Genomic DNA, 13955 nt, shown 5'->3' on the forward strand with positions numbered 1-13955 from the left:
GTAGGTCGAACACCAGCAAAATGCTCTACAATTTCAAAATCACAGGTTAGAATTTCCTTTATTCTATCAAGAAGTTCTTGTTTGCCTTTATCGGTTAATGCGTCCGTTTTGTCTTCCCAATTATAGGTTGCCCCCACTTTGAAAAGTTGATTTCCTAATGGTATGATAAAAACACTCGTATTGACAATCACATCAATATCCAATTCGGGTGCGCTAATGATAAACAATTCCCCTTTGGTACCATCAAGTGGTAAATAGTTAAAAAACGGATTAGCATGCATCCCAAATCCTTCTGCAAAGACAATGTGTTTGGCTTTAATATTTTGATATTCCAAATGATCATCAAATAGCTGCAATTGACTGTAATCAAAAGTGCTTTCAGCAAACAAATTCAATTTTTTCAAATACGCATGATATTGGGTAAGCAAAACAACCGTATCAACATAACCGGTTTGCAAAACCTCGCCATACCCAAAAGGAGAATCAATAGCATTGTATTTTTTATGACTTATAGTAGTAGAAAGAAACGGCGCTAAATTGGGCTTATCCGAAGCGGCAAACCAATTATTTTGTTCCTCTACGGAAAAGAACTTTCTATAAATTGGGATTTTAAAATCTACTGATGTGGCTAATTTCTCTTCAATTGATTTATAAAACGTATCGGCAATTTCAAGTTGGGCAGCAGCATTCCAAACTTCGCTAAACCTTTTTAAAATAACTGGATTATACAATCCACCAGCTATTTTGGTTGAGTTTTGAGAATGATTATCAAAAACCAAAAACGATTTATTGTTTTGCAAAAGTGTTTCTGCAAAAGCAATACCCGCCAATCCGGAGCCAACAATGATATAATCTAACATAAGTATAAACTAAAAAAAACTCCCATCATAAAGATGAGAGTTTTATATTGTATTATGAAATATAGTTTAGTAATTCCACATATCAGACTCAAAACTACGTATCGTTTCTTTAACACGTTACGATTCTAAGAGTTGATTTTGAGCATTATCTTTCATATAATCCTCTATTTTTCGATCACCATAAACATTCTCTTCCTTATAAATCTGAGCACTGAATCTTCTTGAATTTAACAAGTGGTCAAAGGTGATAGACATGGCAGAGTTTTTGTCATTAAAAGCCCTGGCATCGTGAAGAATATCTCGAATTGCAGGGAAATAAACCCAAAACAACTCAATAACATCTCCGTTTTCTTTACCAATATCTCTTGCTTCAGGAGCAACAGGACAGATAGCTATCAAACGATATTTCAATTCTCCTTGACGTTTGTCAAAATACCAAAATCCTTTAATTTTGTAACCAGAAATATCTTGTGCACTCAATTCTCTTTTGTCGATGAACTGAGGATCAAGTACTGCTGCAGGTGCCGAAGGAACCGTTTCGGTAACCCAAGTTTTACCTTGCTTTACTTTACGTGTAGTAGGTTTTGGATAAAACTCATCATAATGATCGTTAATATAATCTTTACCAGCAGGAATTGTATCAATAAAAGTAAAGGATGAACCCATATCCTTAAATGATCTTTTAGTATTAAAATAATCATCTGAATAAACTTCTGTTATAGCGCCACTCTTGATGTTTTTTAACAAAACATCAAACAATGACCTTCTTTCCTTTCCAACAAATGCGGTATCAACTGGATAATACAGAGGAAAATTAATTCTTTCATCAATATCAATCAGCTCCCACACCGTTTTACCCATCAATACATCTCCATCACGAACGTAACCATAAGGTAATGGTTTGTCATTATCAGAAATTAATTGCGCATCTGATTTTTTACCAATCTCAGCGGGAGTCTTGGCATTAAGCAAATTAGTTTGAGCAATAGTGCTAAAGCTTATAGCCAATGCTACTGGGACGAATAAAAGATTTTTAATTTTCATAATTTGTAGTTTAAGTTATAGTAGGTATTGATAACTCAATTCATTATTGTATTTCATATACAACCGGAGCTGCATCTTTTGTAATTACATTAGCACCACCAACAATCTTAGTTTTAATTTCAGAAATAGTAATTTGATCGCCTCTTGTTGCTCTTGCTAAAGCAGCTTTACATTGTCCATTTACTCTATCTCCAGTAACAATAATAGCAGGTTGTCCTGGAACTTTAAATGTAAAACGTGTTACTTGGAAATTCAAATCATACAAGAAATCTTGTAACTCAGCAGTAACTTGTGACACTTCTAAACGTGATTTAGCACCTTTCAAAACACCAACTTGCTTTCCTATTGCACCAGCTGGAGCAGGAATATTTTTGATTCTAAATACTTTTTTGTCAACGGCAGATTTACCATCAGCCATTTTACCGGTAACAGAAACGATTACTTCAGTACCTGATCCTGGGCTTAAGTTATATTTACCGCCTTTGCCAGATTTAGTTAAACCAGTGGCTGAAGCTGTCACATCACTATCAGGAATACCAGCAAATGATATCGTCATTGGGTTTTCTAAACCTCTATAAACCACATTCATTTTATCTGCAGAAATGTTAGCAGAATTAGGACGAGGAACAACCACATATTTACCTTCAAATTTCAAAGGCACAGGTTTCCCGTCTTCCATGAATGAGAAAGTACCGTTAATCGTTTTTTCTCCAACACCACCAGCAGTCATCGAGATAACCGCTTGACCATTTTCTATTTTACCTGGTCCTGAAAAGCTAGTAGGTACAGTGTTTGCGTCGTATTTTCCTAATACCACTTTTCCTTTTACCGTTTCACCTTCAAAGAAAACATTCTTATCTAAAACCACCATTGCTTGAAAATTTTTCAAAGAAGCTGCTTGAGCAATTGTATTACCAATTAATGCATTGTAGATGTCTTGTTCAGTAGCATGAACATCATTCTCCATACTGGTTAATTTTGCAATAGAAGCTACCGCTGGAAATCCTTCAAAATGGTATGATAAGTATTTTTTAGAAACACCTTCCTTGTCTTTAACATTCGCTAAATTAAATTTAGTTTTGATATTATTGATGATTGGTTGATACTTAACATCGTTACCAAAAACAGCGATTATTTCTTTTTTGTAATTTTCAATCTTTGCAATAATTTCGTTTCCTTTAGCCGAATAGCCATCTCCTTTGAACCAATTTTCATCGATGTATGCACCCTTATCCATTGCCTCATAGGGTAATTTACCATCTTTACCTCGTTCAAATTCCTTGGAAACATCTGATTTTAAAGATGCTAGATATACATAAAGTTTTTTTGAAATTGCTTGAACCTGGTTTGCTTTGTCTAAAGGAGCTTTGAAACGAGTAGGATCATCACTTGCTTTTTGTTCTAAAGTAGCCAATAAACTTTTGTTGTATTCTTCTGAAAATTTATTTACGCCTTCAAATTTTTCGTTCATCAAACCAAAAGCCGTTAATACTTCTTTTGACATATTTAATGCCAACATTGCGATGAAAACCAAGTACATTAGGTTAATCATCTTCTGTCTAGGGGTTAATTTTCCTCCTGCCATTTTTTCTAATTAGTTTAAATTATTATTTTGTTTAAAATATATAGTTAAAAAACTAATTATCCTTTGTTACTCATTGCAGAAAGCATTCCACCATATACATTGTTCAATGTAGAAAGGTTAGAAGTCAAACTTTGCATTTGATCTTTTAATTTTAAATTGTTTTCAGCAACTTCATTGTTAATTTGAGCGTTTCTCTCTGCGGTTTGCACTTGAACATGATATAAACCATTCAATGTTTCTAATTGAGAAGCTGCTTTTGTCATTTCTTCAGCATATTTTTTTGTTGAAGCAACCGAATCTACTGTAGGGGAAATTGCCTTAGCAGCACCTTCAAAATTCTTGATGCTATTTCCTAAACTTGCCATTAGCTCGCCATCAATTTTAGCTTCTTTCAACATTGCGTCTAGTTTTTGTGACAATAAACCTTGAGCATCTTTTGGATCTTCTTTTTTTCCTTTTTCTTTGGCTTGACCACCTGCTAATTCAGGGTATACCAATGACCAATCTAGTTCGGTGTCTGGAGCATCAAAAGCCGATAAAGCAAAAATAAATGCCTCTGTTAAAAGTCCTACGATTAGTAATGCACTAGCAAATGGCCAGTGTTGAATTTTGAATAATGCTCCAACGATTACAACTGCCGCTCCCATACCGTAAGCGAAATTCATTGTTTTTTTGCTTAATAATGCCATAATAATAAAAATTTTAGTTAGTTAGTTTAGTTTAAAATATAATTTAAGTTTAGTTTGAAATTACTTTCTTGGAGCTTTTCCATTTTTTGTTACTTGAGTTCCCATGTAATCTTGAACCGTTCTGAAACCAATATAACTTCTAGCTGTATCGGCGTATTCAAAATCTCTGGTTGCATTTTGCATAAAATAGGCAACATCTTTCCACGAACCACCACGAACTACTTTTCTCATGTTTTTATTGTTTACAACATTTGGGTTCATGGAAGAAACAAATTCGTAAGCAGCAGCATCATATGAAGAGTCTGTCCATTCTGATACGTTTCCTGACATATTATATAAATTGTAGCCATTTGGCTCGAATGATTTAGCTTCTACTGTATATAAAGCTTGATCAGCTGCATAATCACCACGATTGGGTTTGAAATTGGCTAAGAAACATCCTCTGTCATTTTTAGCATATGGACCACCCCAAGGGTAAGTAGCAGATTCTAAACCTCCTCTTGCAGCATATTCCCATTCTGCTTCAGTAGGTAATCTGAAGGTATTTATTAAATCTTGTTTTTTCTTTTTGGATTTGATGTATATGTTTTTATTTAATGTTCTCCAAGCACAAAAAGCTTTAGCTTGTTTCCAATTTACCCCAACTACAGGATAATCCCCATAAGCTTGGTGCCAAAAATAATCGTTATGCATTGGCTCATTATAAGAATAAGAAAAATCTTTGATCCAAACAGTAGTGTCAGGATAAATTTCTAGTTGCTCTGTTTTTATAAAAGAACTTCTTTTTCCAACTTTAGCTCTTGCAGCAGCTTCAATGTCCATCTTAGAGTATCTGAACTTTAACTTTCTTACGTCTATGGTTCTTAAACCGTTAAAAGATTCTGCTACAGGTAAATACATACTATCCATTACTTCTGAATAATATTCATCTGGATATTTATTAGTCTCTTTAATAAGTTTAACTTTCCTATTCAATCTTCTTCCTGCGAAAGGATCGTCATCAGTTCCTACACTATAGTAATTCTCATACATGTACTTGTCATAAGGAGTCATTTTTGCCGGGTCAGAATCATTGAAAGCAAAATCACCAATACTTCCGGAATTTTTTCCTCCTTTACCACCCGAGCCAGCAGTTTGACCAACTTCATCTGCAAGTATTGCCAAACGTACTCTAATCGTAGAATCTTTTACCCATTCTACAAATTGACGGTATTCACTATTTGTGATTTCAGTTTCATCCATATAAAATGCTCTGACTGTCACTGTTTTTGTAGGTGCATCTTGAATATTAGCTAAATCATCATCTGATTTACCCATAATGAATGCTCCACCAGGGATTAATGACATCCCAAAAGGTTTCTCAGGATTCCATTTTTTCCCTTTAACTCCTACTAACTCACCTTTGTCGCTAGATCGACCACAACTCGTTAGTAAAGCTAAAACTGATGCGAATGCAATGAACTTCTTCATATATATTGGGGTTATTTTAATACTCTATTTTAAGGCCGTAAACCTATTTATTATTTTTCAAAAAAGCAATTAAATAATATTAAATTTTAATTTATGTAATCTTCATTTATTAATTGACTTTTCAAAAGTAGAACAAAAAAAGGAAACAAAAAAATATTTTATCGATAAAATGCATTTTTTAACGCTAAAATACGTAAATATAATATTATTGTATTATTTAACTTACGATAATTGCGAATTTTATGTGTTGTTAAATCTTAAATGCTGTTTTTTCTTTGTGCTTTCCACCATCTTTCAGGGATTTCCTGATTACATGCTGTTAAATATTCTTCATGAGAACATGGTAATAACGTATTTTTTTTCAGTTTATTGTGTTGCCCCTCAAAAATATTAATTTCTATCCACCATCTATCTGTTTTATTACTCTTGTAGAATATTAATTCTTCTGTTTCTAGAGGAACTATATACTTTATATAATTCTCTTTGGAACCAAAAGGATACTCATTGGAGCGATAATTTACCCCTTCAATAAAATACCAAATAATTTGAGCAATAAGAACAGATTCTTCTTTGTTGTTGTTATGATGAAACAATCCTAACGAACTGACTTTATCACTAATTCCAGCATATCTTGATAAACTACAAATTTCCTTTCCGTCAAATCCATTCGGAGTAAAGTTAATACTATTTCCAGAACAAGATGACTTTACGGCATTTAAATCGATGCTGACAATATCGGCGTCTCTCAATACAGGCTCAGATAATCCAATATTTGTAGCAATTTCACCTAATCTATAAGCATCAAAATATAATTTTTCTATTAAATCTATTTCCTCTTGTGAATTATAATAGGTTTGATATCCTATATTACTATAATTGAAAAGATTGTTGGGCTCGTCTAAAATTATTTTGGACAAATAGGAATTTGAAGAAATACCATCTTCCTGCTTTCCAAAATCAAACTTACTATCTATAGCAACCAAATTGACCATTTGTTCCATAGAATCGTATGCTCTATATAAAGGATAGGTTAAATCTTGACTCCCACCTATTATTATAGGTATAATGTCTTTTTTTATTAATTTGGAAGCTACTTTCTGCAAAGCAAAATAAGTGTCCTCTAATGAATTTCCGGGGAGAATATCTCCTAAATCAGCAATGGAACTCTGCCAATTACCCGGGAATAAACCATATAATTCTTTACGAATAACATTTAAATTCACTGCCTCAAATGCTTTTACATCGCCACGATTTTCTAAAACACCAATAATTGCAATGGTAACTTGATCAATGTCTGGAAAGTCATTATCCGAATGAAATGCCACTTTACTTCCCAAATGTTGCGAAGAAAGCCCTTTTATATATTGAATAATTTCGTTATCAACTGGTGATAGAAAATCAAATTCCATAGTTTATTTCTTTTTAGCAGCTGGTTTTTTTGTTGTAGCTTTCTTTGCTGGGGTTTTCTTTGCCGGAGCTTTAGTTCCGATCCGTTCGGCTTTGCCTCGGGTTTTAGCAATCATCTCTTTTACTTCTTCCAAAGTTAATTTGGACGCGTCAATATCTTTGTTTAGTTCGATCTTGATTTTGCCTTTGGTAATTTCAGATTTTCCCCAACGGGCTTTTAGAACCAAAATCCCTTCCTCTTCCCAATTATGAATGACCTTATCAATGTTCTTTTGTAATTTATCTTCTATCAATTCAGCCACATCCGATTGTGAGAGATTATCGAAGTTGTATTTTTTTGAAACATTGATAAACATTCCATTCCATTTGATAAAAGGGCCAAACCTTCCTGTTCCTTTTTGCACTCCTTCACCTTTATAAGTGGCAATTGGTGCATCTGCTTTGGCTTTTTCATTAATCAATTCTTGCACTCTAACCATAGTTACATCCAATGGATCTTCTCCTTTTGGCAAGGATATGAATTGTTTTCCAAAACGAACATAAGGACCAAAACGACCATTGCTTACTTCTACTTCTTCGCCTTTATATTCTCCTAATGTTTTTGGTAACAAGAATAAATTCAACGCTTCTTCCAAAGTAATGTTACTGATATTTTGTTCCTGTCGCAAACTGGCAAATTGCTTTTCTTCATCATCCGCTTCTCCAATTTGTGCTACTGGACCAAACTTCCCTAAGCGAACTAAAACTTGTTTGCCTGTTTTTGGGTCTTTGCCTAATACTCGCTCGCCACTTTCTCTTTCAGCATTGTCTTGAACTTCGAGAACATTGGGATGGAACTTGTTGTAGAAATCTTGCATCATTTTTGCCCAATCGATATTTCCTTCGGCTATTTCGTCAAAATCTTGTTCGACTTTTGCCGTGAAATTATAATCTAAAATTGCTGAAAAATTCTTCACCAAAAAGTCGTTTACAATCGTTCCGATGTCTGTTGGTACTAATTTTCCTTTATCGGAACCTGTCATTTCAGTTAAAACTTGACTTTTTACTTCTCCTGATTTCAGCACTAACTGGTTGTATTTCCTTTCAGAACCTTCAAAGCTTCCTTTTTCGATATAGGTTCTTGCAATAATGGTTGAAATAGTTGGCGCATAAGTGGAAGGACGACCGATGCCTAATTCTTCTAATTTTTTTACCAATGCAGCTTCTGTGTAACGGCTTGGTGCTTGGGTAAATCGTTCTTTGGCTACTATTTGTTGATTAACTAATCTTTCATTTACTTTTAATGCGGGTAACATTCCTTCTTGCTCTTCATCGTCGTCGTCACTTCCTTCTAAATATACTTTTAGGAAACCTTCAAACTTGATTACTTCGCCTGTGGCTTGGAATACTTCATTGTGATTATTGGCTTCTATCTTAATATTTGTTCTTTCTAATTCGGCATCGCTCATTTGAGAAGCCAAAGTTCTTTTCCATATCAAATCATATAATCTGGCTTGGTCTCTTTCCACATTCACTGTGTGACGTGACATATCCGTTGGACGAATGGCTTCGTGAGCTTCTTGTGCGCCTTTGCTTTTATTGGCAAATGTTCTTGGTTTAGAATATTGGCTGCCATACGATTTTATAATTTCGGCTTGTGCTGCTTCCGATGCTTCTTTGGAAAGGTTCAAACTGTCGGTTCTCATATAGGTAATAAGCCCTGCTTCATATAAACGCTGTGCTATTTGCATTGTGATTCCAACAGGGAAGTACAATTTACGTGCAGCTTCTTGTTGCAAGGTAGAAGTTGTAAACGGTGCTGCTGGTGATTTCTTGGTGGGTTTGGTTTCTAAATCGGCTACTTTATAGGTAGAACCGATATTTTTGTTTAGAAAATCTTCGGCTTCTTTTTTAGTAGCAAAGTTTTTTGGCAATTTGGCTTTTACCACTTTTCCGGCTTCGTTTGTGAATTCGGCATTTACTGAATAGGATGCTACTGGTTTGAACTCTTGGATTTCTCTTTCGCGTTCTACTATTAATCGCACCGAAACGGATTGCACACGACCGGCAGATAATCCGCCTTTCACTTTTTTCCATAATACTGGTGACAGTTCGTATCCTACCAATCTGTCTAACACTCTACGTGCTTGTTGGGCGTTGACTAAATTGTAATCAATTTCGCGAGGATTGTCGATGGCTTTTAGGATGGCGTTTTTAGTGATTTCGTGAAATACAATTCGTTTGGTTTTGTTTTTGTCTAGTTTTAATTCTTCGGACAAGTGCCAAGAAATGGCCTCTCCTTCTCGGTCCTCATCAGAAGCTAACCAGACCATATCAGCGTTTTTGGCTAGTCCTTTTAACTTGGTGACCAATGCTTTTTTATCGGCAGAAACTTCGTATTTGGGTTTAAAACCATTTAATACATCTACTCCTATTTCTTTGGAAGGCAAGTCGGCAATGTGCCCATAGCTTGACTCTACCTGATAATCATTACCTAGAAATTTTTCAATTGTTTTTGCCTTTGCTGGCGACTCCACGATAACTAAATTCTTTGCCATATCCCGATTGTTTGTGTGGGCAAAAGTAGAAGATTTTTTTAAATATTGCAGAATAGATACTTTTTTTGAAAATAGAATAGAATTAAAAACTATAAAGTATAAACAATTTTGTTTACATTTGTGTTATGAAATCGCCATTAAAAAAAAGTTTGCGCAAGCAAACACCAACAAATAAAAAGGCGATAACATCTGCCTGTGGCAGACAGGTATATGACCGCTAACAAATAAATTTTACATATATGAAATCAAAATTAGACATACTAAAAGGTGTTCATCCTGGTAAATTTATTGAAAGAGAATTGCAGAAAAAAAACATCAGCAAAAGGCAATTGGCGCTTTCTATTGGCGAACATCCACAAACATTGGGTTCGATAATAAAAGGAACTCGGAATATGAATGTTCCTTTGTCATTAAAAATTGAAGAAAAGCTAGGGTTTGATGAGGGTTTTTTGATGACTTTACAGGTTTTTCACGATATAAAACAAGCTAAAAGAGATATAAATTACAAACCCGATCTTTCTAAAATAAATAAAATTACTTTTTGGGACACCACTTTTGATAGAATAGATTGGAAACTAATGAAGAATTCAATTATACAAAGAATTTTTTCTTATGGAAATGAGAATGAACAAGAAGAGATTACCCGTTTTTATGGAAAAAAAGAAGTTGACAAAATTTTATCAATAGTAAAACTTAGATGAAAGCATTAAATTGGAATACCGTAAAACCAAGACTACAAGAAGTTTTACAAGATATCATATACCAACCTATTTTTATGCCGTTTCGGTTGGTTGGTGGTACCGCTTTGAGTTTGCAATTGGGTCATCGAATGTCCGAAGATATTGATTTATTTACGGCTGCTGAATATGGTTCTATTGACTATAAAGCAATTCGAGAATTTCTAGAAAACAAATATCCGTTTTGTGTATCAAGAAGTTTAGACAATGTAAGTTTTGGAACCAACTTTGTGGTTGGCAATTCAATAACCGATTGTGTAAAATTAGATTTGTATTACACCGATGAATTTATTGAGAAACCTATCATTATCAATAATATTAGAATGGCAACAATAAATGAAATAATAGCAATGAAACTAGAGGTTATTCTTCAAGGAGGAAGGAAAAAAGATTTTTGGGATTTGCATTATTTTATGGATAAAATGAACCTTGACGATATGATTTCTTTATATGAGAAGCGATATCCTTATAGTGATGGTTTTAATTATAATAAAAAACAACTTTTAAATTTTGACAAAGCTGACAACGATTTTGAACCCATTTGTTTGTTAGGAAAGAATTGGGAAATTATTAAATTGGATTTTTATGAGTTTGTAGGGAACTAGTTGCTTTCCGATTTTCAATGTTTCTTTTTTATTAAATCTGTTTTTTGAAATAATATTTTATCAAAACAAAAGCAATTTATTAGAAAAGTTTTTTTTACTTTTTAATTTTCCTTGACCTACTATTTTTTCTTTTTAGTCGTTTATGAGTTTATGAATAAAAAAAACTTTTCTTAAACCACCTCTGCCATCTTGTCATATTATAGAATTTAGTATTATCTTTGTTGATGGAATTTCAATAATTTGAAATTTTTAATAGTGTAAATTGAGATTCCGATAAATCGGAATGACAAATTTGGAATATGGAAAAAGAAATTGACGAAAAGAAACAAGGCACCAGTCTTATTTTGGAATACAAAGCAGCAAATACCAAAAAACTATTTATAGAAAGCTATGGCTGTGCGATGAATTTTTCGGACAGTGAGATTGTAGCATCTATCTTGACTGAGCAAGGGTATAACACGACGCAAAACTTGGAAGAAGCCGACTTGGTTCTAGTAAACACCTGTTCTATTAGAGATAAAGCAGAACAAACCGTTAGAAAACGGTTGGAAAAATACAATGCGGTCAAGCGCAGTATCAATCCGGGGATGAAAGTAGGTGTTTTGGGTTGCATGGCAGAGCGATTGAAAGACCAGTTTTTGGAACAAGAAAAAATTGTGGATATGGTTGTTGGTCCTGATGCTTATAAGGATTTGCCCAACTTGTTGAAAGAAGTGGAAGAAGGTAGAGATGCTATCAACGTGATTTTATCAAAAGACGAGACTTATGGCGACATTGCTCCGGTTCGTTTGAATAGTAATGGTGTGAATGCCTTTGTTTCTATTACTCGTGGGTGCGACAATATGTGTACTTTTTGCGTGGTTCCTTTTACTCGTGGAAGAGAACGCAGCCGTGAACCGCAGAGTATCTTGGAAGAAATCAAAGATTTGTGGGACAGAGGTTTTAAGGAAGTTTGTTTACTAGGACAAAACGTAGATAGTTACCTTTGGTATGGTGGCGGTTTGAAAAAAGATTTTGTGAAAGCTACCGAAATGCAGCAAGCGACGGCAACCGATTTTGCCCAATTGCTGGAACAATGTGCCATAGCTTTCCCCAAAATGCGTTTTCGCTTTTCGACTTCTAATCCGCAGGATATGCACGAAGAAGTGCTTCATGTCATTGCTAAATATGACAATGTTTGTAATTATATTCACTTACCGGTACAAAGTGGAAGTACTCGTATCTTAAAAGAGATGAATCGCCAACACACTCGAGAAGAGTATATGGCATTGATAGATAAAATAAAAAGAATTTTGCCGGGTTGTTCTATTTCGCAAGATTTGATTGCCGGTTTTCCAACAGAAACTGAGGAAGACCATCAAGATACCTTGAGTTTGATGGAATATGTGGAATATGATTTTGGCTATATGTTTTCGTATTCAGAGCGTCCAGGAACTTTGGCTGCCAGAAAAATGGTAGATGATGTGCCAGAAGCAATAAAGAAAAGACGTTTGCAAGAGATTGTAGATTTACAACAAAAGCTAAGCGAAAAGAGAACCAAACGGTTCATGGGCGAAACCGTTGAAGTTTTAATCGAAAAAGAATCGAAAAAATCTAATCAGCACTGGAGCGGTAGAAACTCAGAAAATGTGGTGACGGTTTTCCCAAAAGGAGATTATAAAGTTGGGGATTTTGTAATGGTGAAAATTAGTGATTGTACTACAGCGACGTTGATTGGAGAAGCGGTTGGGTATAGTGAAATGCAAAACTAAAAAGTTTAAAGTGGTTTAAGATTGTTTAATGTGGTTCAACCCTGACAATTTTAAACTTTAAACTTTAAACCTTAAACTTTTTTTAAATGGAATCAGTTCAAAACATAAAACAACGGTTTGAGATTATTGGGAATGACCCAAAACTCAATCGTGCCATAGAGAAAGCCATTCAAGTGTCACCAACTGATATTTCGGTATTGGTAGTGGGCGAAAGTGGCGTTGGGAAGGAGAGTATTCCAAGAATTATCCACTCGCTTTCGCATAGAAAACATGGCAAATACATCGCTGTAAACTGTGGAGCAATTCCAGAAGGAACTATCGATAGTGAGCTTTTTGGTCATGAAAAAGGCGCTTTTACTGGAGCAACCAACACCAGAGAAGGGTATTTTGAAGTAGCCGATGGCGGAACCATTTTTTTAGATGAAGTGGGCGAATTGCCTTTAACCACTCAAGTTCGTTTGCTTCGTGTTTTGGAAAATGGCGAGTTTATAAAAGTAGGTTCATCTCAAGTACAAAAAACGAATGTTCGAATTGTAGCGGCTACCAATGTGAATTTATTTGATGCAATTGAAAAAGGCAAATTCCGTGAAGATTTATACTATCGTTTGAGTACGGTCGATATTCCAATTCCGCCGCTGCGCGATAGAAAAGATGATATTCATTTATTGTTTCGAAAATTTGCAGCCGATTTTGCTCATAAATATAAAATGCCTCCAATTAAATTGAGCGATGATTCTATTCGTTTTTTACAAAAATACCGTTGGAGTGGAAACATTCGCCAGTTGCGCAATGTAGCCGAACAGATTTCGGTTTTGGAAACTAATCGTGACATTTCGTTAGCCACTTTACAATCCTACTTACCAGTTGAAGGCAGTACTTTACCTTCTGTCATAGGTGGAAAAAAATCGGAAAGTGATTTTTCTACCGAAAGAGATATTTTATACAAAGTACTTTTTGATATGAAAAGTGATTTGAATGATTTGAAAAAACTGACTTTGGAGTTAATGAAAAACGGTTCTAAAATGCAAGACATTAATCCGAGTTTAATTCAAAAAGTATATGGTTCAAAAGAAACAGAAAACGAAATTTCTTTTGAGCAAGAACCACGACTGAATGCAATTCCATCTCAAAATCAATCGCAACAAGAGGAATTTGACGATGATGATAATGAAAATTATTTGGACGCCGAGACCGTTGAAGTAGAAGAAATTTTAAAGTTAGAACAAAAAGAAATTGAACTCATCAAAAAATCATTGGAACGCCACAAAGG

11 protein-coding genes are annotated in these 13955 nt (G+C 34.5%); 4 read left to right on the forward strand and 7 right to left on the reverse strand.

Features of this window, described 5'->3' with window-relative positions; genetic code table 11:
* The 7 genes from ACK5ON_RS00355 to topA all read right to left on the reverse strand — a co-directional run.
* On the reverse strand, positions 1–860 hold an 860-nt coding region (locus ACK5ON_RS00355), incomplete at its 3' end, for an NAD(P)/FAD-dependent oxidoreductase (protein ID WP_409818804.1).
* 117 nt (positions 861–977) lie between these two features.
* Positions 978–1904, reverse strand: a complete 927-nt coding sequence (gldN, locus tag ACK5ON_RS00360; RefSeq protein ID WP_409818806.1) for a gliding motility protein GldN — start codon at positions 1902–1904, stop codon at positions 978–980.
* A 43-nt stretch (positions 1905–1947) separates the two neighbouring features.
* The gene (gldM, locus tag ACK5ON_RS00365) at positions 1948–3489 is read right to left on the reverse strand and encodes a gliding motility protein GldM (RefSeq protein WP_409818808.1); all 1542 of its coding nucleotides are present in this window, start codon (positions 3487–3489) and stop codon (positions 1948–1950) included.
* A gap of 56 nt (positions 3490–3545) precedes the next feature.
* A complete protein-coding gene (gene gldL / locus ACK5ON_RS00370) occupies positions 3546–4178 on the reverse strand; it encodes a gliding motility protein GldL (RefSeq protein ID WP_409818810.1) in 633 nt (210 codons plus the stop codon).
* A gap of 60 nt (positions 4179–4238) precedes the next feature.
* On the reverse strand, positions 4239–5648 hold the full coding sequence (gene gldK, locus ACK5ON_RS00375) for a gliding motility lipoprotein GldK (protein WP_409818812.1): 1410 nt from the start codon (positions 5646–5648) through the stop codon (positions 4239–4241).
* 257 nt (positions 5649–5905) lie between these two features.
* Positions 5906–7057, reverse strand: coding sequence for a formimidoylglutamase (locus ACK5ON_RS00380; RefSeq protein ID WP_409818814.1), 1152 nt, complete (start codon positions 7055–7057; stop codon positions 5906–5908).
* Positions 7058–7060: 3 nt separating this feature from the next.
* Positions 7061–9592, reverse strand: a complete 2532-nt coding sequence (topA, locus tag ACK5ON_RS00385; protein WP_409818816.1) for a type I DNA topoisomerase — start codon at positions 9590–9592, stop codon at positions 7061–7063.
* Positions 9593–9831: 239 nt separating this feature from the next.
* Here topA and ACK5ON_RS00390 point away from each other — a divergent pair, with 239 nt between their 5' ends.
* From ACK5ON_RS00390 to ACK5ON_RS00405, 4 genes are all read left to right on the forward strand, one after another.
* Entirely contained in the window at positions 9832–10293 is a 462-nt protein-coding gene (locus tag ACK5ON_RS00390; protein ID WP_396174274.1) for a transcriptional regulator, read from the forward strand.
* Positions 10290–10934 carry a nucleotidyl transferase AbiEii/AbiGii toxin family protein gene (locus ACK5ON_RS00395; RefSeq protein ID WP_409818818.1) on the forward strand — a complete coding sequence of 215 codons (645 nt, stop codon included), beginning with the start codon at positions 10290–10292 and terminating at the stop codon, positions 10932–10934. Before ACK5ON_RS00390 ends, ACK5ON_RS00395 begins: the two co-directional genes overlap by 4 nt.
* Positions 10935–11233: 299 nt before the next feature.
* Positions 11234–12685 carry a tRNA (N6-isopentenyl adenosine(37)-C2)-methylthiotransferase MiaB gene (miaB, locus tag ACK5ON_RS00400; protein WP_409818820.1) on the forward strand — a complete coding sequence of 484 codons (1452 nt, stop codon included), beginning with the start codon at positions 11234–11236 and terminating at the stop codon, positions 12683–12685.
* Between the two features lie 86 nt (positions 12686–12771).
* Positions 12772–13955 (forward strand): sigma 54-interacting transcriptional regulator (locus ACK5ON_RS00405; RefSeq protein ID WP_409818822.1); only part of this gene is annotated, 1184 nt, incomplete at its 3' end.

Source organism: Flavobacterium sp., from assembly GCF_046317795.1.
Taxonomy (GTDB): Bacteria; Bacteroidota; Bacteroidia; order Flavobacteriales; family Flavobacteriaceae; genus Flavobacterium.